We start from the raw sequence: 23,174 nt of genomic DNA, 5'->3' as shown, positions 1-23,174 counted from the left end.
AAGGGGCCACGGAGTCGATCTCAAAGACTCAGCAAGCCGCGCACCAACGCACTGAACGCGCCCAATGACGCCACGCTCAAAGACAACATGCGCGCCTTTTCGCGCGGGACGTGGCGAGCGATGCGCTTGCCCACCGTAATACCGATGAACATGCCCACCACGCCAGCTGGCCAAATGAGCCACGTGACATCGGAGAATCCCCCGGCACCAACAAGCAACTTCGTCGTCACAGAGAATAGCCCGCCGACGAAGAAGCACGGCTGCAACGTCGCGGCGTAGACGGCTTGCGGCCAGCGAGCAGCCTGCGCATAAACCGTGATCACTGGACCAGCCACACCCGCTAGTGTGTTGGTAAAGCCGCCGATAACGCCGGCAGACAGTGCTGGGCCAATTCCGTTCATCTCCGGCACGAATTTCTTGCCAAAAGTCACTACGCCCAGTGCCACGAGCAAAGCCGTACCGACCAAGACGAGCAGCACCGCCGAGTCAATGTTTGCGACCAGCAATGCCGCTGGTATTGCGCCCAGCACCATTACCGGTGCGATGCTCAGGAACTTCTTCCAGTCTACGTTCGCGCGCATCGAATACGTGGTGAGCAGCGCATTGACCACCGCCAAAACGTTGATCACCATGATGCCTTGGACTGGTCCCAACAGCAGGGTTAGGATCGGGCCACCAATAAGACCCAGACCCATGCCTGAGACGCGCTGGAGGCACGACCCAAGCGCTACCGTCGCCAGGATCGCTAATGGAATCCACATCATTGTGCGTACTTCTCGACCACGGCTCGTCCTACGTGTTCAGGGAACATACCCGTCACGTTACCGCCAAACTTCGCCACCTGTTTACACAACGAGGAGCTGATGTAACCGTACTTCTCGTCGGTTAGCAGAAAAATCGTATCGATTCCTGAAAGCCGGCGGTTCATCTGCGCCATCGGCAGCTCGTACTCGTAGTCGAGCGAGGAACGCAGGCCCTTAACCAGGGTGTCGATACCATGCTCAGTGGTGTAGTCCACCAGCAGCCCTGACCACCAGTCGACCTTGATGTGGGAATCGAAGGTCTTGCGGATAAAACCCACGCGTTCCTCAACGCTAAACAGGCCTGAAGGCTTGTCCGGGTTGGCGGTCACCAGAACCGTCACCTCATCGAACAGCGCAGCCGCACGGTTGATGATGTCTACGTGGCCCAAGGTGATCGGGTCAAATGAACCCGGGCATACCGCTTTAGTGGTCAACTTCTATTCCTCTTCCTCGGAGGCATGGCCGTTCGGCTCCGTCTCTAGTGCTCGATGGTAAATAGCCATGTCAAAGCGGGCGATGCCAAACGTACGCTTTTTCAGTTTCTGTCCGGTCGGCTCGAAGCCCTTCGGCCAGACGGTTTCGGGGCTATCAACGTGACGCTCGATGACCACTATCGCGGCGTCGTCAAGCACTGGCTCAATCGCCGCAAGCAAGCCATCGACGTCGTCAAAAGCGTACGGAGGATCCGCGAGCACCATGTCGAAGTAATTGCGCGGAGCAGATGCCAGGTACGTCGAGGCTTTCATCTCGCGGACACTCACCCGTGGGTGCTTGACGACGCCCATGTTGTGCTGGATGACCTTTACGGCCGCCGGACTCGATTCAACGAGCACGACCTCCTCTGCCCCACGGCTCGCGGCTTCCAAGCCCAGTGCACCCGAGCCTGCAAACAAATCCAGAACGCGACTATCGGCAAAACCCCACCGCACGTTGAGCGAAGAAAACAGTCCTTCGCGTGCACGGTCGGAGGTCGGTCGAGTACCGGACTCGGGCACCTTTATGCTGCGCCCACGCGCCTCGCCTGCAATGATTCTGGTCATCGTTCCTCCCCAATACTTGCGAGAACATCACCGCCATAAACACTGGCATAGTCTTCCTGGGACAATTCGGCGACGATACCTGGACCCGGCACCACAACAGGCGCTTCGAGCTTGGTCGCCTCCACCGTCGCTATCACTTGTCCTGCCGCGACGTGCTCGCCCACGCGTACGTGGTAGCGCACGGTGCCGGCGAAGGGGGCGCAAATAATCATGGCTTCTAGGTTAGCGCCTAAAGCGGGGCATCATTCAACCGGCTGCACTATCCGCCGGGAAAACTAATTCTTCTCCAAATATTCCTGCTCACTTTGGCTCAGATTTTTAGTGAGCTCATGCGCCAGTTGCGGATTGCGCTGCACTAAAGCGAAAGCATCGTCATGTGTGCGCTCGACGATGTCCCTATCCTGAGCCAAGTCCAATAGCTTAAGGGAACGTTGCGTGCCCGACTGCACTGTGCCCAAGATGTCACCCTCGTGGCGTTGCCTTAAGTCCAACTCAGCGAGCTCGAAGCCGGAGGTGGTGTCCGCGATCTGCATGATGCGTTTAAAGGTCGGAGTGTTTTCCGCAGCCGTGGTGTGAAATAAACAAATGGAGGCGTTGCCTCCACGACCCACACGTCCGCGCAGCTGGTGGAGCTGAGATACTCCAAAGTTCTCTGACTCGCGGATGAGCATCACCGTGGCATTGGGTACGTCCACACCCACCTCAATCACAGTCGTGGAGACCAGCACATCAGTCTCGCCTCGGCTAAAGCGATTCATGACTTCTTCTTTGTCGGCCATCCTGCCGTGCAGCATGTCCACGGTTAGCCCCTGCAGCGGTCCACTTTCCAGTTGTTCTGCTACCTCGAGAACCCCACCCTCGCCTTCGATACGGGGGCACACGATATAGGCCTGATGGCCGGCCGCAACCTCCTCGCGGATGCGAGCCAAGGCGCGCTGCACCCAGGCGGGGGCCCATTCGGGAACCACATTCGATTGAATAGGTTTGCGCCCACCCGGCAGCTCCTTGAGCGTAGAGACCGCAAGATCGCCGAACACGGTCATGGCAATCGTGCGCGGAATCGGTGTCGCCGTCATCACCAATAGGTGTGGGCTAATTCCCTCCCTGGTTTTATTGCGCAGGCTGTCGCGCTGCTCGACTCCGAAGCGGTGTTGCTCGTCGACCACCACAAGGCCTAAGTCAAAGAACTCGACGGTGTCCTGGATTATCGCGTGTGTGCCGATAACGATGTCGGCCTCACCCGAGACAATGTCCAATAACGCTTGGCGCTTTTGTGCTGTACGCATAGAACCGGTCAACAAGGTAACGGTTACTCCAGCAGGGACGCTGGCGCTAATCGACGCCGCGTGTTGCGACGCGAGGACCTCCGTCGGGGCAAGAAGTGCTGCCTGTTTGCCGGCATCGACGGCTTGGAGCATCGCGCAGGTTGCAACCATGGTCTTGCCCGAGCCGACCTCGCCTTGTAGCAGGCGCATCATTGGCAGCGTGCCGGAGAGATCCGCGTCGATCTCGCCGATGACCTGGCGTTGGCCTGCTGTGAGCTCGAAAGGCAGGTTAGCCAGCAACTCGTCACGATATCCCTCCAGAATGGCGGGCATGGCCACCGCAGTGCGCGCCTGGCTATCGCGCTGCCGCAGTGCCATAACAATACCGATGGACAGCGCCTCGTTGTACTTCAGCCGCTGGATAGCGCGTTCAGGGCCAGCGGCCGTGGGCTGATGAATCTCGCGCACAGCCTGATCCAGGCTCACCATCATGCGATAGTCCAATGGTTCAGGAATCGGCGGCGTATTTGCCAAGACCATGTGAATGGCGCCCATGATGTACCACGAGGTGACCTTACCGCTGGCCGGATACACAGGGATCCACTCCTGCTCGAGCAGCTGCTCGAGTTGGCCAAACTGCGAAAGGTTGCGCAGAGAGCCCGTGGCCTTGAGCTTGGGGCCACTTGCTGAATCGTCGACGTCGTAAAGCGCATCGCTCTGCCCGCCGGCATCGATGATGACAAAGTCAGGATGCTGAAGCTGTGGCTGACCGCGGAAGAACTTGAGCTTGCCACTGAGCATCAAGCGCATGCCCTGGCGCAAAACTCGCGTCAGGTAATGGGCGTTGAAAAAGGTGGCGGTGATGCCGTTATCCATCGACAATGTCAGCAGGAAAGCCTTGCCCGTGTTGCGCTGCTGGAGGCGCAATACTTGGCCGGTGACGGTGACGTAGTCGCCCTCATTGGCGCCGCCTAGGCCTACTTCCTTGTTGTGGCGGATGTAGTCGCGCGGATAATGGCTAAGCAGCTGCCCGCAGGTGGTGTACCCAAAGGCCTTTTTGATTTTGGCGGCATCCTTCGCAGGCAAGACATCCTTTAATAGCCGATCATCTTGCCAGCCCAACATGCCTACTCCACCCCAATTTCAGTAGTGATTCCGCCTACGTGAATCGCAACGACTTCTACGTCGAGCTCATCGCTCAACTCAGCGTCGCTGAGCTCAACACCAGACAGGATAGTCACTTGTTCCCCGCCCCCGGCGAGCATCTCCCGGCTCTTGGCGATGATTGCCTCCACTGACTCTTCGTCGGGGCTATCTACCCGCATGGAACGCGCGGCGTCGCGCATGACTGACACCATGGAGTCGGTATCCGGGTTATCTGGCTCGTAGACCGAAATCGCAGCGAGTCCGGCCACCAGGGAGGCGGTGGGCACAACGCGGGCATCGCCGGCGTCACCACCGTAGCCGTTGGGCAGATAGATGTCCTGCGCCGCCGAGGTCTCCACGATCTCATCAGGGCGCACAATCCGGGCACCAACGGTCTCGAATAGCGCGGCTACAGGACCAGCTGGTGCAACGGCGAAGATGGTGCGCGTTTCCGCTTCAGCTTCCGCTTGTGCTTGTGCTTCAGGAAGAACCTCGAGGCGCAGGCTGCTTACTGCTCCAGCTGCGAAAGCCATCTCGATGACAGGGCCCGCCTCGCGGGTGTGAATGTGAACGGTGCCAGCGTCTTCGGTTGCGCGCGCTACGACCAAGCTGTTGCCGTGCGGCGCCAAGATCTGCTCGAGCGCAACCAAATCACCTTCGAAGAAGAAGACCACCTCGAGCTCAGCCTCTACCTCTTCAATAGCCTCAGCATCGCGAACGGTACCGCCCTCGATCTCGGCCAAGAGTGTCTCGAGCAGGATGACGAATCCAGTTCCTCCTGCATCGACCACTCCAGCCTCGCGGAGGACCGTCAGCTGGGTGGGCGTTTTCTCTAGCGCTTCGCGCGCAGCGGTGATGGTATCAACCAAGATTTCATGGAGCTGAGCACCAGGGCGCTGGGCGGATTCCTCCGCTGCAGCTGCTGCTGCACGAAGCACCGAGATGACCGTTCCTTCGACTGGGCGCGCAATCGCTCTCTCAACGAGTCGAACTGCCAGGCTCAACGCCTCTGCCAGTGTTTGGCCATCCACTCGGGAGTCCACGGTTGAGTCGGCAACGCCACGGAGCACCTGCGAGAGCACCATGCCGGAGTTGCCGCGTGCACCACGCACCGAGCCGATAGCCAAAGCCTCGGCTACGTCGCCGCCCTTTTCCACCTCTGCGAGGGCGGCCTCCATGGTGTGCGCCATGTTTGAGCCGGTATCGGAGTCCGGGACCGGAAACACGTTAAGCGCATTGATCTCAGCTCTTCGATGGGAAAGCTCGCCGACGGTGCGGATCGCCCAATTGTGGAGACCGCGGGCATCTAACGAACTCGGGAAAGACATGCCGATTAGTTTACAAGTGCCAGTCGACACTCCGCGCGCCTTGGTCACTTAAATACGCATTGGTGCGGGAAAAGGGCCTAGAGCCAAAGAATCCTCGACGCGCAGAAAGCGGCGACGGGTGCGGCGACTCGATTCTCGGAACGTCGGGTAAAAATGCGCCGCACGCCTGGGCATCCTTACCCCATAAGATCGCCACCATTGGCTGTTTATTCAGGGCTTTAATCGCAGCCTCCGTGATGTGCTGCCACCCCAAATTCCGGTGCGAACCAGCATCACCTGGCGCAACGGTGAGAACGCGGTTGAGCATCAGAACCCCTTGCTCCTGCCACGCGCTCAGGTCCCCATCGGCCTTAGGCGCGATGCCCAGATCGGCCTCCAACTCGGCATAAATGTTACGCAGCGAACGAGGCGCGGGAACACCGGGAGCCGTTGAGAATGCCCTCCCCATCGCATGCCCTGGCGTGGGGTAAGGGTCCTGCCCCACGATGAGAACCTTCACCTGCGGCAGCGGCAGGCTAAAAGCAGCAAACACGTAAGGAGGCGCAGGCAAGAACTCCTGGCCAGCCAATGCTTCTTCAATGCCTGGCAGGTAGCGCTCAAGCGCAAGTTCTAAGACTGGCAACCATGACTCATCGATGACCGAAGTATCGAAGAGCTGACTGTGTAATGCTTTCATGTCCTATCTCCTCTCTTCACGCGTGACCGTCTCTTCACGCGTGACCGTGCTAGAGACTTTGCCATCCTGAGGCATAACGAGGCTTATTCCCGTCGATGGTGAGCCCGGTACCGCGGTTGACCGTGCCGATAACGCGGAAACCCGAAGGAGCATCCTTCTGCGTCGTGGCCACAAGAGTGTGGTCTTCCCCACCGGTCAGGACCCATTCCCACGGGTCTATACCGAGTACCGCCCCGGCCGTCACCAACAAAGAGTCCGGCGCAATAGCGTGGGAGTTCAGGTCAATGTGGACGTTCGACTGCTTCGCCATCGTGCCAATATCGGGCACCAAGCCATCCGAGTTATCAGTCATGGCGGTTGCACCAGTCGCCCGCGCAATGACGCCGCGGCCCGGCTTGAGCCAAGGATTGCAGTGGGCGTCGATAAGCGGCCACAGCTCCTCGTGTTCGGGCGGTAAATCTCTGCCGAACTCCTGGAGCAAAGCAAGCCCCGCAGCCGAATAGCCAATCTTGCCGTGGCTGACCACCTTTTGACCCGGCCGCGCTCCTGACAAGACCAAGGGCTCTTGGCTGCCACCCAAGGAACCGATTGCAGTCACCGTAATGACCAGTTCCTTGGAGCGCGTAAGGTCGCCGCCCACCAGCTCAGCGTTATAAAAAGCACAGCGCAGCCCGATTCCCTCGGCCATCCCTCGCACGAAGTTGACTGGAGTATCCGCAGGCGCTGCGATAGCTAGTAGGGCTGCCGTGGGGCGCGCACCCATTGCTTCAACATCCGCAAAGTTGCGCAGAATGGCCTTTTGACCAATCTCGTTGGGAGTTGACCAATCGCGCCGGAAATGCCGCCCTTCGACCATCATGTCGGTCGATGCCACGGTCCGGGAATTCGGTGTGGCGGGATACATCACTGCTGCGTCGTCGCCATTGAGCGCACTCGGCGCCGCTGCGATGATCTCACCAATGACATAGTGTTCCCCTGCTTGCCCGAGAGTGTGAGACAAATGCACGATTGCCTTTCTCATGGGGTTTGAGTTTGTACTTCTACGACGCGTTAGGATAAACGCTTATGAGCAACCAATTTAACAGCACCGCCGTTCTCATCTCACTTGGCCTCTCCATAGCGATGGTGTTCGCGGTTATCTTTGGTGCCAAGTTCTACTTTGAGAACACAGCCAAAGCGCCAATTGCGCTTTCCCCTATTCAATCAGAAGACGCAGACTCTCCCGAGTGCCAGGCAGTTGTTGCAGCTGCCCCTGAAGAGTTGATGGGCCAGCCCCGGGCTGAAATCGCCGAGCCAGTCCCACCAGGGGCCGTCGCATGGGCAAAACTATCTTCTGAATCGGTAAGCCTGCGCTGCGGAGCAAGTCTGCCCTATCAATACACCACCTACTCCCAAACCGAGGATGTTGATGGAGATCAATGGCTGCAGGTAAAAGACATGACCCCAGGATCGAACCTCACCACGTGGTACAACACTGAACGCACTCCGGTTGTTGCAGTAACCACGTTTAATGACGAACGTCCAGAAGGTCTTGAAGAAGCACTCGCAAAGCTTCCTAAAGCCAAGCAAAAGCCTCGTCAGGCTCCGCTTTCCCAGCTCAAATCCGGGCCCGCTGACATGTGCAAAGCCCTAGAAAAAGCGCTTCCAGCGGAGGCAGCCGATGAGTACACCCGCCGCACCGATATCAAAGAAAAGAACACCTACGTCTGGAGCGCTAAAGGCCGCGAGGACATTGTGGTGCGGTGTGGCGTAGCACCCCCCGAGAACTATGCTGCTGGCGCACAGCTGCAGCAGGTCAATAACGTCCCCTGGTTTGAGGACACCACCTTGGCTGAGGGCACCACTGGCGGCACTCGATTCGCACTCGGCCGTGCGAATGACTTAGCGCTGTTCGCACCGCAGGATGCCGCTAACTCCGCTCTGGTGCGGCTTAGCGACGCCCTCGTTAAAGCCACCCCAAGCCAGTAGCTGGAGGCTGGGCGCCGCGTTATGCGCGTGCCATCGCGCCTTCGATGAGGGCGTCGAGAAGCGCGGCGTAGTCCACGCCTGTTGCTGCAAGAACCTGCGGGTACATGGAGATCGGCGTGAATCCCGGAAACGTGTTGATCTCGTTAATGTAGAAAGCATCCTTAGTGACGAAGAAGTCAACGCGGCTGAGCCCCTCGCAGCCGAGCGCGCGGAAGGCTGAGACCGCAGTTTCGCGCAAGGTCTGGATCAGATCCGGGTCAAGAGGCGCCGGAATTTGTGCGCTAACTCCTTCATCAATGTACTTAGCATCAAAGTCGTAGAAGCCTTCCTCTGCTTCTTCAATGCCGTTGAGCTGGGCAGGCACAGAGGCGATCACCGAACCATCCGCATATTCGAGCACACCGATTTCCACCTCAGCGCCCACGATTTCCGGCTCTACCAACACTTTGTTGTCGCTTTCGAATGCCACCTCGACGGCGCGCGAGAACTCTGCCCAATCGGTGACCTTGGAAACACCGATCGACGATCCGCCGCGTGCCGGCTTTACGAACACAGGCAGCCCCAGCTGCGCCTTCTCATCAGCGCTCAGCTCGGTGCGGCCTTTGAGAATCACCTCGGGCGCAACTGGCAGTCCCTCGGCAGTGAGCAGCTTCTTGGTGAACTCTTTATCCATGCCAGCGGAGGAGGCAAGGACCCCGGCGCCAACGTAAGGGATGTCGGAAAGCTCGAATAGACCCTGGACGGTTCCATCCTCGCCATAAGGACCATGCAGCACGGGGATAATAACGTCGACTTCCGCGAAGTGGCTGTGCTGGGTCACGTTGTGGAAACGGCCTTTGGTTTCAGGATTGAGGGAGAGCGCCAACTCATCACCCATAGTGACCTCTGGCAACACGCCGTCAACAATCTCGAGGCCTTCCATGGTGCCTGGCGTCCATTGGCCATCCTTGGTGATGCCAATCGGCACCACCGTGTACTTGGCGGGATCCAGATGCTTCATAATCGCTCCTGCAGAAATGCAGGAAACTGAATGCTCGGAACTACGGCCGCCATAAACTACGGCTACACGGATCTTTTCGCTCATGGAGTCAAACTTTACCCCGCCGGCTACTCCGATTTTTTAGTACGCCCCATCAACGCAACAATCATGTCTTCCACGCTCACTCCGCGGTGGCACACGCCGAACACCGCCTGAGTAATTGGCATCTCCACCCCAACCTGTTGGGCGAGGCGGAAGATAGAATCCGAGGAGATGACGCCCTCTGCGACTTGCCCATTTGTGGCAGCCTTGGCTTCCTCCAGCGTTCCGCCTTGGCCTAGGCGGTAACCGAAGGTGCGGTTGCGAGACAACGTCGAGCTGCAGGTTGCCACCAGGTCGCCCATGCCCGCGAGGCCGGAAAAGGTGAAAGGATCCGCACCAAGCGCCACACCAAGCCGGGTGATCTCTGCCAATCCACGGGTGATAATGGTGGCAAGCGTGTTGTTGCCTAAGCCTCGTCCAGAGGCCATACCGCAGGCCAGGGCGATGACGTTCTTGCAAGCGCCACCGATTTCCGCGCCAATGACGTCCGTATTGGTATACGGACGTAGGTACGGGGCCGCCGCTGCATGCTGCACCAGCTTTGCGCGTTCCTCATCGGTGCACGCGATAACTGTGGCCGCCGGTTGTTCCTCAGCGATCTCCTTGGCCAAGTTTGGACCCGAGAGCACAGCAATACGCGACGCCTCTACTCCGGTTGCGTCTGCAATGACCTCGCTCATGCGCTTGAGCGTCGCAGACTCCACACCCTTGGAGATCGACACCAGAGTGGAGTCAGCTGGCAGGAGCGGAGTCCACTTCTCTAGGTTGGAGCGCAGCGTCTGAGATGGCACGCCAAAGATCACGATGTCTGCGTTAGCCAGTGCCTCTGTAGCATCCGACGTCGCGTAAAGGCTTTCTGGCAGCGCCAAGCCCGGCAGATAATCGGCGTTGACGTGGGTCTGGTTGATTGCTTGCGCCAGTGCTGGGCGCCGAGCCCACAGACGAACCTCATTGCCTGCGTCAGCAAACACCTTTGCCAAGGTCGTACCCCAAGAACCGGCACCCATCACCGCAACGTTATGCATTGCCCTACCTCTAATCCCAGACTTATTCATGGACTATTTTCTGCACCCAGACTAACGCACGGGAAGCCTGGACTAAGACTGCTTCGGCGCTCGCTACTTCCACATAGGGGTGGACAGACTTCGCCGCGGCGCGTGCGGATGCAAAGCTCGCCCAGAAAGTGGAAAATAGAAGCGTTAATCTGCGCGCCATAATCTTTAAAGGAGCACAATGCCGAAGGCAAAGAACATGCACGAGACCGACAAGGACGTAAAGTCTGAGGTATTCATCTCCGGCCGACACCAGGAAATTCCCACCAACCCAGCCAAGGAATTCAAGCGCACCACCTTGGCAGCTGGCGCTGTGCTGTGGCGCGGAAACCCTCATGACCCAGAGGTAGCCATTATTCACCGCCCCCGTTATGACGACTGGTCCCTGCCCAAGGGCAAAGTCGATCCGGGCGAATCGCTTCCTACTACCGCCGCGCGCGAACTCCGTGAGGAAACCGGTTACGACGTCAAGCTAGGCAAGCTCATCGGCAAGGTGACATACCCAGTGCAGGGGCGCACCAAGGTGGTCTACTACTGGCTCGCCAAGGTACTCAGCGGTGACTTCACAGACAACAGCGAAACCGATGAACTGCGCTGGATGCCCATCGATGAGGCCAGCGAGCTATTGACCTACGACGTTGATACCGATGTGCTGGAAACGGCGAAGAAACACCTCCTCTTGGCCCCCACCACACGCGTGCTCTACGTCCGCCATGCCCACGCGCATGCGCGCCGCAACTGGGCTGGCGACGACAACCTGCGTCCGGTGGACAAGAAGGGGCGTCGCCAAGCAGAAATGCTCGTTCCCATGCTGGCGCCATTCCATCCCACCGCCATTTATTCGGCAGCACCGCAGCGCTGCCAACAAACCGCAGCACCCTTGGCGGATGAACTTGGCTTGGACATTGCAGTAAACAAGGACTTCGGTGACGAAGTGTGGCTAAGCAATCCCACTGCCGCGAAGGCCGCATTCCAGCGCGTTGTCTCACGCGGCGGCATCCCCGTCATTGTCAGCCAGGGCGAAACTATCCCGGGCATCCTCAAGGACCTCGATCCAAAGTTCCTTAAGGTAGATTTTGAAGACCTCAAGTTTAAGAAGGGCTCGGTGTGGGTCCTTTCCTTCAACGAAGGCGAGCTCACCGGCGCTGACTACCTCGCCAGCTCCCTTCCTGTGCGTTAAAAGCAGTAGGGACGACCGTAGAAAAATCCCCAGGCCTGTCGCTGCTTCTCGTGTGCGGCGAAAGGACTGGGGATTAGCTATTTTAGAACAGACTGCAAAGCAGCTTGTGCGCCTTTTGGGCTTAACTTAGGTCCAACGCACAGCGGGCTTACCCGCTGCGTAGCGGTAGAACAGCAGCAGCACCATCGATTGCACGCCGTAGGCAAAACCAAAACCTACGGCCGGAATGTAGAACAAGATGCCGACGAGCAATCCGCAGATCACGATGCACAAAAGGCTCTGGCCAATGTTGTTTTTGGTCAATTCATAAGATGCGCGGAAAGTCTCCCCTATGCTCATCTGTGGGTTATCTGCCTTGATATAGGGCACAAAGTAGAGCAAGAACGCTGCAATAATGCCGGGGATAACAAACAAAAGGGAAGCAGCACTAACCACTAGAGCAGCGACCAGTGAATGTCCTGCAACGGCGAATGCATTCTTGGACTTGAAGAAGTCTCCGAAGGTGGCTCGTTGCCCATCAGCTTCCTTGGACGCGGCACACTGGATATTGCCGATCATCCAACAGCTGTAGACCAAGCCAATCACGACTCCCACGACTATTGACAGCACTGCGGCCGCGCCCATTCCCGTTCTGGCGCTATCGTAAGAGCTGTCGCCATAATAGTCATAGCTACTGCTCGTTGACGCCGATCCTGCTGCGAGTGCGCCACCAATAAGCATAGGGACGAACATGACTACGACGAGAATAATGAAGTGAACGGTAATCGCGCCGGTCCACGGAGCCCAATTGCGGAAGAAGCCCTTGAAACCTTGTCCGATAACGTCCATAGCATCGAGCTCGCGTGGCGCGTTCTGATAGGACCCGTTTCCATAGCCCGCATAACCTGCCTGCGACTGCATGTATTGTCCCTGTTGCGGCTGCATAGGCTGCTGCGAATAAGCCCCGTAGGGCTGCTGATTGCTGCCACTAAAAGGCTGCTGGCCGGGGGCGCCGGTATTGCCCTGCGAGAAGGGATTTGCCGGGCCGTTGGGCCCACCGTAAGAGCCACCACCGTAGGCGTCGCCGCCCTGCTGACCATAGTTTGAACCTTGACCGGCACCAAAGTCATTATTATTGCCAAAATTATTACTCATGTAGGCAACAATATTATCGCTGGTAATTCGCTAACAGCCATGCGCGGCACCCGTTACCAATTGTTCACGCAACGGGGGCAAAACATAAGCAGTCCCACTCACCTTCATCTCCGCATGTGTCTGCGGATTAGGGCAAATAGGGCATTTCTAAACGCTGATACGAGCGCTAAAAATGCCTTAAGATACAGCGGGCTTAAAGGCAGCACGCTGTGCCTCGAATGTCTCGATGGCGTCTTCGCTGCGCAGGGTCAACCCAATGTCATCGAGGCCCTCCATGAGGCGCCAACGGGTGTAGTCATCGATATCAAAAGAGTAAGAGTTGCCGCCGACTGTGACGGTGCGAGCCTCCAGATCCACCGTTACTTCGGTTTCGCCTTGCTCAAGCTGTTTCCAGATAAGCTCGATATCCTCTTGTTCCATAAGTCCAGTTAGCAAACCGGCTTTGCCAGAATTGCCGCGGAAAATATCGGCGAAGCGCGACGAGAATACCGCCTTGAAACCGAACTCGCTCAACGCCCACACCGCATGCTCGCGGGAGGAACCAGTACCAAAGTCGCGGCCGGCGAAGAGCACCGAACCATGGTTGAACGGCTCCTGGTTGAGGACGAAGTTCTCGTCGGAACGCCAGTTAGAAAACAGGCCGTCGGCAAAGCCTGTGCGCTTGACCGACTTCAAGTAGCGCGCCGGGATGATTTGGTCAGTATCGACGTTGGATGCGCGAAGTGGGACACCAACACCGGTATGGGTTACGAACTTTTCCATTGTCGTAGTCTCCTAGTTATCTGCAGATATGGCTATGGGTCGGTGAGTTAAAGGTCAGCCGGGGACGCGAGGTGACCGGTCACGGCAGTTGCTGCGGCAACCGCCGGCGAGACCAAGTGTGTGCGCCCGCCTGAGCCTTGGCGGCCCTCAAAGTTGCGGTTCGAGGTAGATGCCGAGCGCTCCCCAGGCTTGAGCTGATCCGGGTTCATACCCAGGCACATCGAGCAACCTGCGGTGCGCCACTCAGCGCCGAAGTCAGTGAAAATCTTGTCCAGGCCTTCTTCTTCTGCCTGTGCCTTGACTACAGCAGAGGAAGGAACCACCATCATGCGGGTGCTCGGCGCGATGGTACGGCCCTTCAACACCTCCGCAGCGGCACGCAGATCCTCGATACGCGCGTTGGTACACGAGCCCAGGAACACGGTGTCGATCTTGATGTCACGCAGTGGGGTGCCTGGCTGCAGGTCCATGTAGGCGAGAGCCTTCACAGTAGCGGCCTTCAAGTTCTCATCCCCAAAAGACTCGGGGTCCGGCACGCTCTCGCCCAGCGGGAGGCCTTGGCCTGGGTTGGTGCCCCAGGTGACGAACGGGGTCAGTGCAGAACCGTCAATCTCGATCACGGTGTCGAACTGCGCGCCCTCGTCGGTTGGCAGAGTCTTCCAGTACTCGACCGCTGCATCCCAGTCCTCACCCTTCGGCGCGAATTCACGGCCCTTGACGTACTCAAAGGTGGTCTCATCCGGCGCGACCATGCCAGCACGTGCACCAGCCTCGATGGACATATTGCAAATGGTCATGCGGGCTTCCATAGACATCTTGCGGATAGCCTCGCCGCGGTACTCGATAATGTGGCCCTGGCCGCCACCGGTACCGATCTTCGCGATGATCGCCAGAATCAGATCCTTGGCAGAAACGCCCTCTGCCAGCTCGCCGCTAACTTCGATTGCCATGGTCTTAAAGGGCTTCAGCGACAAGGTCTGGGTAGCCATAACGTGCTCAACCTCGGAGGTACCAATGCCCATAGCGATGGAGCCAAAAGCACCGTGGGTCGAAGTATGAGAGTCGCCACACACGATGGTCATGCCAGGTTGGGTGATACCCAGCTGGGGTCCCACGGTGTGGACAATGCCCTGCTGCGCATCACCCATGGAGTGAAGACGAACCCCGAACTCTTCACAGTTTTGACGCAGCGTAGAGACCTGGGTGCGGGAAATCTCGTCTTTAATCTCCAAGAGGTTGCCGGTCTTGATACCTATGGTCGGGACATTGTGGTCCTCGGTGGCAAGGTGCAACTCCGGATGGCGCATCTTACGTCTAGCGAGGCGCAGGCCATCGAAGGCCTGTGGGCTGGTAACTTCATGGAGGAGCTGGAAGTCAATATAAATCAGATCAGGAGCGCCATTCTCGCCCTTCTGCACGACGTGGTCGCGCCAAACTTTCTCAGCTAGGGTCAGTTTCTCAGTCATTTCAATCACTCCACTTGAAATCTCATTAATTGGAACGTAGATTTCACTGTATGGGAGAGTATAGCGCAGTATCCGGAATTAAGGTACTTGACCGCGCCGTCGCCATCATGATGGCCGCAGCCAACCGTCCGTCCACCCTCAACGAACTATGTGAGACCACCGGTCTACCTCGGGCAACAGCCCATCGCCTCGCAACCGCACTAGAGGTGCACAGAATCCTGACCCGCACACCCGACGGCAAGTGGGGCGCGGGCCCTGCACTTCCCGGCAACCGGGATCACATCATCGAAGCAGCCGGTCCGATCATGGAACGCCTGCTCGCTGAGACTGGTGAATCCGTCCAGCTTTATCAGCTCTCGGGCAATTCTCGCACTTGCGTTGCCACTCGCGAGCCCGAGTCCGGCTTGCACAACGTGGTGCCGGTAGGCCGCCAGCTACCGCTTACTTCCGGTTCAGCCGCCCGCATTTTCGCGGCATTCGACAACATCGACACCACTGGGGCCACCTTTAGCGATGAAGACGTCGCTCTGGCCCGCGAGAATGGCTATTCCGAGTCGATCGAAGAACGCGAGGCGGGTCTTGCCTCGATCTCCGCCCCAGTATTCGACTCAGCCGGCAACCTCGTGGCGGTTATTTCGGTCTCAGGCTCCGCCGAGCGCTTCCGCCCCTCCCCGGCACAGAAGTACGCTCCGCTGCTTGCCGACGCCGCGACACAGCTCACCGCACGCCTCTAAACGGCTCCGCGCATTATGAGTTCAGCTCAACACTGAGTTCAGCTCACTACTGAGTTCTAAGCTACAGAGCCCGCAGCTTTTCTAGCTTCTGCCGGTACTCACCGAGCAGCGGCAGTTGCGGGCATCGCTGTTCTACAACGGAAAAGACGGCCCCATACCACCACTGTTGGTCTGATTTACCGCTATTGAACCGCGCCCACAGCTTATCGCCATAAGCATCATGGTCGGCAAGGATAGAACTGAGGTTGTGAAGCTTATCGCAGGCGCTGACGATGACCGACGCCTCGGAGGCACCCCTCAGGTGAGCCAAGTATGCGTCTGCACGCTCGCGCCACGATTCCAAGGAGTCATCCTTAGTTACTCCCCGGACGATATTCAGTACGTGCGGGCCGAAGTCCTGTTCCATCTGCTGGGCCGAATAGCGCTCAGGGACATCCTCCAACGTGTCGTGGAGCAAACAAGCAATGAGGACGTCTTCACGGATATCGTCCGCCAGCCCCTGCGCTGCAGCGAGGTGCATCACGCCAAATAGATGCGAAACGTATGGGGTATCGCTCCCCTTGCGATAGTGTCCGTCGTGTGCCCGCGCAGCGACGTCTAGCGCACGCAAAATACGCGGCGTGAGAACTTCAGACCCAGTGTTTTGCCACATGGTTTCGCCCCTCTCAAGCCACAGTCACTAGTCACTAGTGACTAGATGATAATGCCGTAGTTGTTTGCAATGCCACGGATGGCATCGAATCCAAAGCCTTCACTGCTCGTGGTGGCAAGGCCTTCCACCTGGTCGCCTACCTTGCGTAACTCGACGCCAGGAACCTCGACGATATTGCGTGGAGTGGCAATATCAGGACGGCGGGCGACAAAGCCCTTATGCGGAAGTGCGGCGAGCTCGTTCGCGTAAGGCATGCGCGCGTAGTTGCTAAAGAAGGCCGTTTGTCCATTACGTGAGACAACGGTGCCACCTTGGTAGATTCCGACAACGCCTGGTTGTCCCGGGACGTACACGCCCGAGCCACTGTCACCATTTACCTTCGGGATGTTGTTGGCATAGTTCATGCCATCGAAGTCACGCGGACCATTAATAGCCTGTGCACAGTCGTTGCCGCTCAGACGCCCATTAATGCAAACATCAGTACCTGGTGCAGGAACCGGGCGAATACCGTCACCCGTCTTTGGGTTGCCCCCACTATACGTTCCAGCCGCAAATTGGATATACGCCAAGTCATGTTCTGCAGCGCCCGATGGCTTAAACCAACGCAACGTTCCTACGTGCTGGCCAAACTGGTTATAAACCTGCTGCCCCGACAGGCCGCAGTGCGCAGCCGTCCAGGCACGGTCACCCTCAACATAGCCTACGGTGCAGCTGGCCCCCTCAGCCGTCATCACAACCTGCCCCTGCGTCACAGATACACCCGGCGCAGCTTGCGCAATGGCCTGGCCTCCCGCTACTGCAATGAAGGCCGCAGCAGCTGCGACCAGGCCGTTCTTTAAGCCTCGCATCTTCTCCCCTTTCACTTCAGTTACTTCCATAACATAGCGCTTTCACCAATTTTTTCCTATACCTACACGCGCTACCTCTTGCACCCCCTTCCCGGCTCACCCATTCGAAGCCAGGGAAAGACCAGGAAAAGGCTCAGAGTTTCACCGACAAGGAGTGAAATTGAAAATATTTTGAAAAAGTTAGCGCGGTTTATTGAAATTGGAATGAAAATGTTGTTAAATGAAAACGTACTGAAAACGCGGGCAAACCGCACCAACCTGAAGGAGCTTTCCATAAGCACCCACACCATCCACGAAGAGCACACCCACGTCCACGGCGCAGGCTGCGGCCACGTTGCTTTCCCTCACAAGGATCACACCGACTACCTCCACGAGGGCCACATCCACCGTGAGCACGAGGGCCACTGGGACGAGTGCGAGACCACCGAGCACCATGAGCACGCTGACCACGATCACCAACATGGCGAGGGCTGCGGCCACGTTGCCATCCCTCACGGCGATCATGTTGACTACCTGCACGATGGCCACCGCCACGCTGCACACGAGGGCCACTGGGACGACCACTAATCGGTAGCAAGCTATAAACGCTACCTCAACCGTCACCTCTTTCTTAGAGGTGACGGTTTTCATCTTTTCGGACATACGCCACACGATCCGCGTTAGGCTTAGGGCATGTTTGCTTCACGACGCCTTCCGCTAACGCTGGCCACCATCGCACTCGCCGGCGGCTTTGCTGCGGCCTGCAGCCCCGCCCCGAGCGATCAACCCTCCCCGGCTGAGCCAAGCTTCAACAACAGCTTTGAAGAGTTAAAGGCCCTTCAGCAAACCAACGGCGCTTCTGTCCCCGACGCCCCGCAGCCCACGCTGGACCCTAACGCACCACAAACCGTGGCACAGCAGGCAACCCCACAAGACGGTGGCCAAGAAGCCCCCACTAACCACGTCACCGACCAAGACGCACGCCAGAAGCTCATCGACTCCCTCGGCGTACAGGCAGGAAACGCTCCAGGAACGAAGGTGACGGTTAACGACGCCCCATCCGAGCTGTGCATGATGGGTGACGGTTACCACATCAACTTCCTCATGGCGGGCCCCAACACCAGCTGTGACTTTGCCAAGGAAACCACCAGTGCTCTTATCAATGCCGCCCCAAGCCCTGCAGAGGACCTCCGCGGGTATATCCCCGGCTCCTTAAACGTTGCTAGCCCAGTAACCGGCAAGACTTATCAGATGAGCTGCACCGTGTCCGAAAACTCGCTGATCACTTGCAAGGGCGGCAACAACGCCACGATTTTCATCGTCTAGGGCATTGAGTCAAAAGCGCCAGCGATCGGTACGCACGATTTTTAAACCATAAGCAAAAATCTCGAAACACTAACCACCTGGAAAGTGTTTCGAGATTTTCTATTTGTACCCCGTACGGGATTTGAACCCGTGTTACCGGCGTGAGAGGCCGGCGTCCTAGGCCGCTAGACGAACGGGGCATAGAACTGTGACTTCTGCTTAGCAGTCATCACTGCTGGCCTACCAGGACTCGAACCTAGAATGACGGTACCAGAAACCGTAGTGTTGCCAATTACACCATAGGCCATTATCGCTTTGAGCTCTCAACTACCTTGGAGTCAAACCCCGCGGTGTTGCTCGCTGCAACGGTTTATTACTATAGCCACCGTTTCGGTTTTCACACAAATCGCGATGTCATTGCGGGTTTTGGGGCTAATAAGGTGGCTTTGAAAGCGTTCTAATTACATCGATGCGCTTTGCCCGGTGGCGGCCATTTACAGGCGCCCACAAAGACAGCAGCCCCACTCCCAACGCATTGCGGGAATGGGGCCACGAGAAGTGCCTAGCTAGTAGCTACATCTTTGCCACTACTGCTTCGCGGGCGCCTGGAACGGCGTAACAGCCAGAGCGGCACGCAAGCGATTGAGGGTGGACTCCTTGCCCAGCAGCTCCATGGACTCAAACAGTGGCGGAGAGACCTGCTGGCCGGAGATAGCTACGCGCAAAGCTCCGTAGGCCTTGCGCGGCTTCAGCTCAAGCTCCTCGATGAGGGCCTTGGACAGTACAGACTCAATGGCGTCCGTCTTCCACTCTTCCAGTTCCTCCAAGCGAGCAATAGAGACCTCCAGCGGCTGCACCGCATCTTCCCTGAGGTTCTTCTTTGCGGACTTCTCGTCGAGCTCCAGCTCGGAATCCGGAGTAACCAGAAAGCTCATGAGACCATAGGCGTCGCCCAGCATCTTGATGCGGGTCTGAACGAGGTCTGCCACGAAGGCAAACTTCTGATCGTCATAGTCAGCCGGGAAATCGGTGTACTCGGTCAGGTAATCACGCAGACGCTGCGCGAAGACCTCGGGTTCCAGCAACCGAATGTGATCGGCGTTAATAGCCTCCAGCTTCTTCTGATCGAAACGAGCCGGGTTACCCAGAACGTCTTCCACATCGAAGTTCGCAACGAGCTCGTCCACGGAGAAAATGTCCTGATCCGCAGACAGAGACCAGCCCAGCAGGGACAGGTAGTTGAGCATGCCCTCCGGGATAATGCCGGCGTCGCGGTGATTAAAGAGGTTGGACTGCGGGTCACGCTTGGACAGCTTCTTATTGCCCTCACCCATAACGAATGGCAGGTGGCCAAACTCAGGGGTCTGCTTAGCGATGCCGAGTTCCTTCAGAGCCTCGTAGAGCGCCAACTGACGCGGAGTGGAGGAAAGAAGGTCCTCGCCGCGCAGAACATGCGTGATGCCCATGAGCGCGTCATCGACCGGGTTAACCAGAGTGTAAAGCGGCGCGCCGTTGGAACGTGCAACAACATAGTCCGGCTGGGTCTCAGACTTGAAGGTCAACTCGCCACGAACGAGATCCTTCCAGGTCCAATCCTGCTCCGGCATGCGCAGGCGCCACACCGGCTTGCGGCCTTCAGCCTCGAATGCAGCGATCTGCTCATCGGTGAGATCGCGGTCGTAGTTGTCATAGCCCAGCTTCGGGTCGCGGCCAGCCGCCTTGTGGCGCTCCTCCACTTCCTCAGCAGTTGAATAAGCCGGGTAGACGTAGCCACCCTCCTTCAGCTTCTCCAGAACATCGGCATAGATGTCCATGCGCTGAGACTGGCGGTAAGGCTCGTGCGGGCCGCCCGTAACAACGCCCTCATCCCAGTCCATGCCCAGCCACTTCAGCGAATCGATAATCGCCTGGTAGGACTCTTCGGAGTCACGTGCAGCGTCGGTGTCTTCGATGCGGAAGACGAGCTTGCCACCGGTATGGCGGGCGTAAGCCCAGTTAAACAGGGCTGTACGGACCATGCCCACGTGCGGGGTGCCGGTGGGCGATGGGCAGAAACGTACGCGTACGTCAGAAATAGTTTCAGTCATGCCGACCATGGTAGTGCAGGCGCTTTAGCGCCGTACCACCGGCCAAGCATGCATCACCCCGCGCTACCCTCCCCAGCGACGGGTTGAACCCAAATTGGGGTAACCGAAAGTCAAATTCATTAAGTTTTCCCAGCGACTAATGCGGGAGCGAGTTTCTATTCCCTGAAATGATTTTCATTTTCTATAGTGTAGAACTCACACCAGAACTGAAGAAAGGTCTCCACGCTGTGGCTCGTAACCGCACTCGCTATCTAGCTCTTCTCACTACCCTCTCGCTTCTCACACCTGGAGTAGCACTCGCGGGTCCTGACGACGGAAAAGCAATCGCAACCCAAAGTCACGTCGATTCCCCAAAGACATTTTGGGAAGGCGACAACTTCGTCCTAAAGTCTGAGCACAACTCAACCACTACGCCGCTGCCAGATACCGTCGCGTGGATCGGAAAAGGCTGGGGCCGCGATGGCGGAAACCAGTACCAATTCACTCTTCCTGCAGATAACTCGTTCGACTTCATCGGAAAGCCCGGCGAAACCTACTACGCTGCTCCTCACAACCCTACTGGCTCCCACGATCCGATTTGGCTCGGCTTCGGCGCCGATGCAGGCTTGCCTGTGAAAAACTTCCGCGACGAGTACGCGTCCCTAGACATCGTGTCTGTCGATGGTCCGGGCGACTTCGAGCTCTTCAACTATCACAACTCACCAGCCGGCCTTCGCCGGATGCTCGGCACAACACCGAGCTCTGCGCATTCTGCTGAGCTCACCGCTGGTACGCACACGCACAACTACACAATGTTCACGAAGCCTGGGCGTTACGAGGTCACCTACCGCACCACCGCGCGCAAGAAGGACGGCACGCTCATTGCCTCGGAGCCGACCACCACTTCCCTACAGGTAGGAGGCATGAAGCCTGCCGATAGCCAGACTCGTTCCTTGCAGGAGCGCTACGAAGCCGCGACTAAGGGCGATGCCTCTGCGGCAGGCTACAAGCTCAGCATTGCGCCGAAGTCCAATCCTGAAAAGGACGGCGACAAGAACCTGTCCACCATTAGCTTCAATGCAGAAAACAAGGCTTCGGGCACGTTAACGCTGCTTATCGACGGCTATTTCCTCACCGATCTGCCCGTAAGCGATGGCGTGGCGCAGTGGGATGAGTTCCTCGGCCCACTGGACTCTGAGATTCAGGCGGTCTTTACTCCTGAGGGCGACGCACCGCGCTGGATCTCCAAAACGCTCGCCTACACGCCGCAGAGTCAAGTATCGACGGATTCCGCCGAGTCCGCTGACAAGTGGAACGAATCGCACAAGCCGCGCAATTTCGCACCGATGGAAGAAACCGTTCCGTCGACACCTGCATTCCATACGCGAATCGAGCCTGTCGACCATTCTGTATCCAAGCTTGTGGTCGATACCGAGGACAAGAGCTTCTCCGGCTTTATCAACGGCGGTCTTTACGAACGCGGTTCTAACTTCGCCACCTTGGATTTTGACGCTGCGATCAACAATGGGCACGCCGAGTTCCTCTTTGAGGACGAGGGACTCTACAACGGGGCTAAAGTGAAGGTCACCGTCGCACCTCATCCAACAATTAAGACGGGATCCGGCTCAGTCGTCTTGACAGACAAATACGAGTCCGGCAAGACCTACGAAGCCGACGGAAAGCTCGGCGTAGCCGAGGCTCCATCCGATGAAAATTCAGCCAATCCGACGACCTCTCCAGCAACCGAAGAGACCTCTGTCCCGGCAACGGAAGGGAAGAACGCCGAGGACACGGTGTGCTCTGCGAAACTCTCCCTGGACCACGGTCACGTCGACATCATGGGTGTTCGCGAGGGCGATGCGTTTGAGACCAAGCTCAAGGATGAGACAAACATCGGTGCTTCAGGGCTGACCTACCGCAAGCTTGACGACGTCGTCTTTGCGGTGCACAACAATGCAATGATCTCCCGCCCTGAGAACTATGGCGACCCAAGCTTCGATTTCATGGGCCCGGTCGGTGAAAAGACTTTCTTGCTTCCGCAGACTCAAAAACGCGACGTTATCTGGCCTGGCTATAACACCGAGAAACTCAATTACAAGGACTACAAGGGCGGCGTCGTTCAGCTGAACATCAAGCCGGTTTCCATGCCTGAAGGGGCGTCGTTCGGTATGTGGCTCACCGGTAATCTCGGTGGCCCAGGCGAGATTCTCGTGGACTCCACTAAGGACGACTTCACGATCGACACCACGTTTCCAACGCACACCCATACTAACTGGGCTTTCTCCAAGCCAGGTACCTATGAGTTCGAGGTGACCTACACCGCTGAGACGACAGACGGTAAGAAGCTTGCTTCCCAGCCACAGCATCTCACCATGGCAATGGGTGACAAAGCTATTGCTGACTGTGCCGCGGATAAGCCAGAGCCAAAGCCTGCACCAAGCTCCACGTCTAAGGCCCCTGCTCCTAAACCAGCACCGTCTTCGACGTCGGCTGCACCTAAACCAAAGCCAAAGCCACAGCCGCAGGGGGAGGGTTCCTCCTTTAATCCGTTGTCGCTCGTGCTTCCAGTGGTCCTGGCAACTATTTTCCAGGCGTTCTTCAATTTCTACCGCGATCACCGCGCCGAAATTGACCGGTGGATGCGTGGTCTTACCGGACGCTAATCCGAGGACTCCCCTCGCCTCCCCAA

The 23,174-nt window shown here is 57.7% G+C and carries 22 protein-coding genes and 2 tRNA genes; 6 read left to right on the top strand and 18 right to left on the bottom strand.

The genetic code is table 11. The annotated features are described in order from the left end of the window. Positions 1-20: 20 nt before the first annotated feature. From HMPREF3153_RS05295 to HMPREF3153_RS05260, 8 genes are all read right to left on the bottom strand, one after another. Complete coding sequence (locus HMPREF3153_RS05295; RefSeq protein ID WP_070420310.1) at positions 21-761, bottom strand: sulfite exporter TauE/SafE family protein; 741 nt, start codon at positions 759-761, stop codon at positions 21-23. After that, a complete protein-coding gene (coaD, locus tag HMPREF3153_RS05290; RefSeq protein ID WP_070420240.1) occupies positions 761-1,237 on the bottom strand; it encodes a pantetheine-phosphate adenylyltransferase in 477 nt (158 codons plus the stop codon). Before coaD ends, HMPREF3153_RS05295 begins: the two co-directional genes overlap by 1 nt. A 3-nt stretch (positions 1,238-1,240) precedes the next feature. Continuing rightward, positions 1,241-1,843, bottom strand: coding sequence for a 16S rRNA (guanine(966)-N(2))-methyltransferase RsmD (gene rsmD, locus HMPREF3153_RS05285; protein ID WP_070420239.1), 603 nt, complete (start codon positions 1,841-1,843; stop codon positions 1,241-1,243). Then, positions 1,840-2,055 carry an acyl-CoA carboxylase biotin carboxyl carrier protein subunit gene (locus tag HMPREF3153_RS05280; RefSeq protein WP_070420238.1) on the bottom strand — a complete coding sequence of 72 codons (216 nt, stop codon included), beginning with the start codon at positions 2,053-2,055 and terminating at the stop codon, positions 1,840-1,842. The genes rsmD and HMPREF3153_RS05280 overlap by 4 nt, the downstream gene beginning before the upstream one ends. Positions 2,056-2,118: 63 nt before the next feature. Beyond that, a complete protein-coding gene (locus HMPREF3153_RS05275; protein ID WP_070420237.1) occupies positions 2,119-4,233 on the bottom strand; it encodes an ATP-dependent DNA helicase RecG in 2,115 nt (704 codons plus the stop codon). A 2-nt stretch (positions 4,234-4,235) separates the two neighbouring features. Next, complete coding sequence (locus HMPREF3153_RS05270) at positions 4,236-5,582, bottom strand: DAK2 domain-containing protein (protein WP_070420236.1); 1,347 nt, start codon at positions 5,580-5,582, stop codon at positions 4,236-4,238. Between the two features lie 10 nt (positions 5,583-5,592). Next, complete coding sequence (locus HMPREF3153_RS05265) at positions 5,593-6,258, bottom strand: uracil-DNA glycosylase (protein WP_049145879.1); 666 nt, start codon at positions 6,256-6,258, stop codon at positions 5,593-5,595. A 49-nt stretch (positions 6,259-6,307) separates the two neighbouring features. Further along, positions 6,308-7,279: a thiamine-phosphate kinase gene (locus tag HMPREF3153_RS05260; protein ID WP_070420235.1), complete on the bottom strand. Its 972-nt coding sequence runs from the start codon at positions 7,277-7,279 to the stop codon at positions 6,308-6,310. 44 nt (positions 7,280-7,323) lie between these two features. Between HMPREF3153_RS05260 and HMPREF3153_RS05255 the strand changes: the two genes are divergently transcribed. Next, positions 7,324-8,226, top strand: a complete 903-nt coding sequence (locus HMPREF3153_RS05255; protein WP_070420234.1) for a DUF3515 domain-containing protein — start codon at positions 7,324-7,326, stop codon at positions 8,224-8,226. A 19-nt stretch (positions 8,227-8,245) separates the two neighbouring features. On the opposite strand, the gene HMPREF3153_RS05250 is transcribed toward HMPREF3153_RS05255, so the two are convergent. Further along, on the bottom strand, positions 8,246-9,310 hold the full coding sequence (locus HMPREF3153_RS05250) for a D-alanine--D-alanine ligase family protein (RefSeq protein ID WP_049063543.1): 1,065 nt from the start codon (positions 9,308-9,310) through the stop codon (positions 8,246-8,248). A gap of 23 nt (positions 9,311-9,333) precedes the next feature. Beyond that, on the bottom strand, positions 9,334-10,332 hold the full coding sequence (locus HMPREF3153_RS05245) for an NAD(P)H-dependent glycerol-3-phosphate dehydrogenase (RefSeq protein WP_070420233.1): 999 nt from the start codon (positions 10,330-10,332) through the stop codon (positions 9,334-9,336). A 208-nt stretch (positions 10,333-10,540) separates the two neighbouring features. Here HMPREF3153_RS05245 and HMPREF3153_RS05240 point away from each other — a divergent pair, with 208 nt between their 5' ends. Beyond that, a complete protein-coding gene (locus HMPREF3153_RS05240) occupies positions 10,541-11,539 on the top strand; it encodes an NUDIX hydrolase (protein ID WP_070420232.1) in 999 nt (332 codons plus the stop codon). 126 nt (positions 11,540-11,665) lie between these two features. Here HMPREF3153_RS05240 and HMPREF3153_RS05235 read toward each other — a convergent pair whose 3' ends face one another. The 3 genes from HMPREF3153_RS05235 to leuC all read right to left on the bottom strand — a co-directional run bounded on the left by HMPREF3153_RS05235 (position 11,666) and on the right by leuC (position 14,901). After that, entirely contained in the window at positions 11,666-12,673 is a 1,008-nt protein-coding gene (locus HMPREF3153_RS05235; RefSeq protein WP_070420231.1) for a hypothetical protein, read from the bottom strand. A gap of 177 nt (positions 12,674-12,850) precedes the next feature. Beyond that, on the bottom strand, positions 12,851-13,435 hold the full coding sequence (gene leuD, locus HMPREF3153_RS05230; RefSeq protein ID WP_005531696.1) for a 3-isopropylmalate dehydratase small subunit: 585 nt from the start codon (positions 13,433-13,435) through the stop codon (positions 12,851-12,853). Between the two features lie 47 nt (positions 13,436-13,482). After that, positions 13,483-14,901, bottom strand: coding sequence for a 3-isopropylmalate dehydratase large subunit (gene leuC, locus HMPREF3153_RS05225; protein ID WP_070420230.1), 1,419 nt, complete (start codon positions 14,899-14,901; stop codon positions 13,483-13,485). Positions 14,902-14,951: 50 nt separating this feature from the next. On the opposite strand from leuC, the gene HMPREF3153_RS05220 reads away from it, so the two are divergent. Continuing rightward, complete coding sequence (locus HMPREF3153_RS05220) at positions 14,952-15,635, top strand: IclR family transcriptional regulator (RefSeq protein WP_049063547.1); 684 nt, start codon at positions 14,952-14,954, stop codon at positions 15,633-15,635. 61 nt (positions 15,636-15,696) lie between these two features. Here the strand turns inward: HMPREF3153_RS05220 and HMPREF3153_RS05215 are convergent, their stop codons facing one another. Beyond that, the gene (locus HMPREF3153_RS05215; protein ID WP_070420229.1) at positions 15,697-16,287 is read right to left on the bottom strand and encodes an HD domain-containing protein; all 591 of its coding nucleotides are present in this window, start codon (positions 16,285-16,287) and stop codon (positions 15,697-15,699) included. A 41-nt stretch (positions 16,288-16,328) separates the two neighbouring features. Next, complete coding sequence (locus tag HMPREF3153_RS05210; protein WP_223197353.1) at positions 16,329-17,135, bottom strand: hypothetical protein; 807 nt, start codon at positions 17,133-17,135, stop codon at positions 16,329-16,331. 273 nt (positions 17,136-17,408) lie between these two features. Between HMPREF3153_RS05210 and HMPREF3153_RS13015 the strand changes: the two genes are divergently transcribed. Together HMPREF3153_RS13015 and HMPREF3153_RS05200 are read left to right on the top strand one after the other, a co-directional pair. Further along, a complete protein-coding gene (locus tag HMPREF3153_RS13015) occupies positions 17,409-17,702 on the top strand; it encodes a hypothetical protein (RefSeq protein ID WP_005531701.1) in 294 nt (97 codons plus the stop codon). Positions 17,703-17,807: 105 nt separating this feature from the next. Continuing rightward, the gene (locus HMPREF3153_RS05200; protein ID WP_070420227.1) at positions 17,808-18,440 is read left to right on the top strand and encodes a hypothetical protein; all 633 of its coding nucleotides are present in this window, start codon (positions 17,808-17,810) and stop codon (positions 18,438-18,440) included. A gap of 106 nt (positions 18,441-18,546) precedes the next feature. On the opposite strand, the gene HMPREF3153_RS05195 is transcribed toward HMPREF3153_RS05200, so the two are convergent. From HMPREF3153_RS05195 to gltX, 3 genes are all read right to left on the bottom strand, one after another. After that, a tRNA-Glu gene (locus tag HMPREF3153_RS05195) sits at positions 18,547-18,619 on the bottom strand. Positions 18,620-18,654: 35 nt separating this feature from the next. Continuing rightward, positions 18,655-18,726: transfer RNA gene (locus tag HMPREF3153_RS05190), tRNA-Gln, on the bottom strand. 280 nt (positions 18,727-19,006) lie between these two features. Beyond that, entirely contained in the window at positions 19,007-20,515 is a 1,509-nt protein-coding gene (gene gltX, locus HMPREF3153_RS05185) for a glutamate--tRNA ligase (protein ID WP_210385552.1), read from the bottom strand. Between the two features lie 218 nt (positions 20,516-20,733). On the opposite strand from gltX, the gene HMPREF3153_RS05180 reads away from it, so the two are divergent. Next, complete coding sequence (locus HMPREF3153_RS05180) at positions 20,734-23,148, top strand: choice-of-anchor M domain-containing protein (protein ID WP_070420308.1); 2,415 nt, start codon at positions 20,734-20,736, stop codon at positions 23,146-23,148. The last annotated feature ends 26 nt before the right edge of the window (positions 23,149-23,174 follow it).

The sequence above is a fragment of the Corynebacterium sp. HMSC06C06 genome, from assembly GCF_001807295.1.
Lineage (GTDB): Bacteria > Actinomycetota > Actinomycetes > Mycobacteriales > Mycobacteriaceae > Corynebacterium > Corynebacterium striatum.
The sequence above is the reverse complement of the archived record's forward strand: the minus strand, read 5'-3'. Positions and strand labels throughout refer to the sequence as shown.

What these genes read in the sequence shown, in the direction of transcription:
- HMPREF3153_RS05295 (WP_070420310.1), bottom strand. Translation starts at nt 761, where the DNA reads ATGTGGATTCCATTAGCGATCCTGGCGACGGTAGCGCTTGGGTCGTGC.
- rsmD (WP_070420239.1), bottom strand. Translation starts at nt 1,843, where the DNA reads ATGACCAGAATCATTGCAGGCGAGGCGCGTGGGCGCAGCATAAAGGTG.
- HMPREF3153_RS05280 (WP_070420238.1), bottom strand. Translation starts at nt 2,055, where the DNA reads ATGATTATTTGCGCCCCCTTCGCCGGCACCGTGCGCTACCACGTACGC.
- HMPREF3153_RS05275 (WP_070420237.1), bottom strand. Translation starts at nt 4,233, where the DNA reads ATGTTGGGCTGGCAAGATGATCGGCTATTAAAGGATGTCTTGCCTGCG.
- HMPREF3153_RS05270 (WP_070420236.1), bottom strand. Translation starts at nt 5,582, where the DNA reads ATGTCTTTCCCGAGTTCGTTAGATGCCCGCGGTCTCCACAATTGGGCG.
- HMPREF3153_RS05265 (WP_049145879.1), bottom strand. Translation starts at nt 6,258, where the DNA reads ATGAAAGCATTACACAGTCAGCTCTTCGATACTTCGGTCATCGATGAG.
- HMPREF3153_RS05260 (WP_070420235.1), bottom strand. Translation starts at nt 7,279, where the DNA reads ATGAGAAAGGCAATCGTGCATTTGTCTCACACTCTCGGGCAAGCAGGG.
- HMPREF3153_RS05255 (WP_070420234.1), top strand. Translation starts at nt 7,324, where the DNA reads ATGAGCAACCAATTTAACAGCACCGCCGTTCTCATCTCACTTGGCCTC.
- HMPREF3153_RS05250 (WP_049063543.1), bottom strand. Translation starts at nt 9,310, where the DNA reads ATGAGCGAAAAGATCCGTGTAGCCGTAGTTTATGGCGGCCGTAGTTCC.
- HMPREF3153_RS05245 (WP_070420233.1), bottom strand. Translation starts at nt 10,332, where the DNA reads ATGCATAACGTTGCGGTGATGGGTGCCGGTTCTTGGGGTACGACCTTG.
- HMPREF3153_RS05240 (WP_070420232.1), top strand. Translation starts at nt 10,541, where the DNA reads ATGCCGAAGGCAAAGAACATGCACGAGACCGACAAGGACGTAAAGTCT.
- HMPREF3153_RS05235 (WP_070420231.1), bottom strand. Translation starts at nt 12,673, where the DNA reads ATGAGTAATAATTTTGGCAATAATAATGACTTTGGTGCCGGTCAAGGT.
- leuD (WP_005531696.1), bottom strand. Translation starts at nt 13,435, where the DNA reads ATGGAAAAGTTCGTAACCCATACCGGTGTTGGTGTCCCACTTCGCGCA.
- leuC (WP_070420230.1), bottom strand. Translation starts at nt 14,901, where the DNA reads ATGACTGAGAAACTGACCCTAGCTGAGAAAGTTTGGCGCGACCACGTC.
- HMPREF3153_RS05220 (WP_049063547.1), top strand. Translation starts at nt 14,952, where the DNA reads ATGGGAGAGTATAGCGCAGTATCCGGAATTAAGGTACTTGACCGCGCC.
- HMPREF3153_RS05215 (WP_070420229.1), bottom strand. Translation starts at nt 16,287, where the DNA reads ATGTGGCAAAACACTGGGTCTGAAGTTCTCACGCCGCGTATTTTGCGT.
- HMPREF3153_RS05210 (WP_223197353.1), bottom strand. Translation starts at nt 17,135, where the DNA reads ATGCGAGGCTTAAAGAACGGCCTGGTCGCAGCTGCTGCGGCCTTCATT.
- HMPREF3153_RS05200 (WP_070420227.1), top strand. Translation starts at nt 17,808, where the DNA reads ATGTTTGCTTCACGACGCCTTCCGCTAACGCTGGCCACCATCGCACTC.
- gltX (WP_210385552.1), bottom strand. Translation starts at nt 20,515, where the DNA reads ATGGTCGGCATGACTGAAACTATTTCTGACGTACGCGTACGTTTCTGC.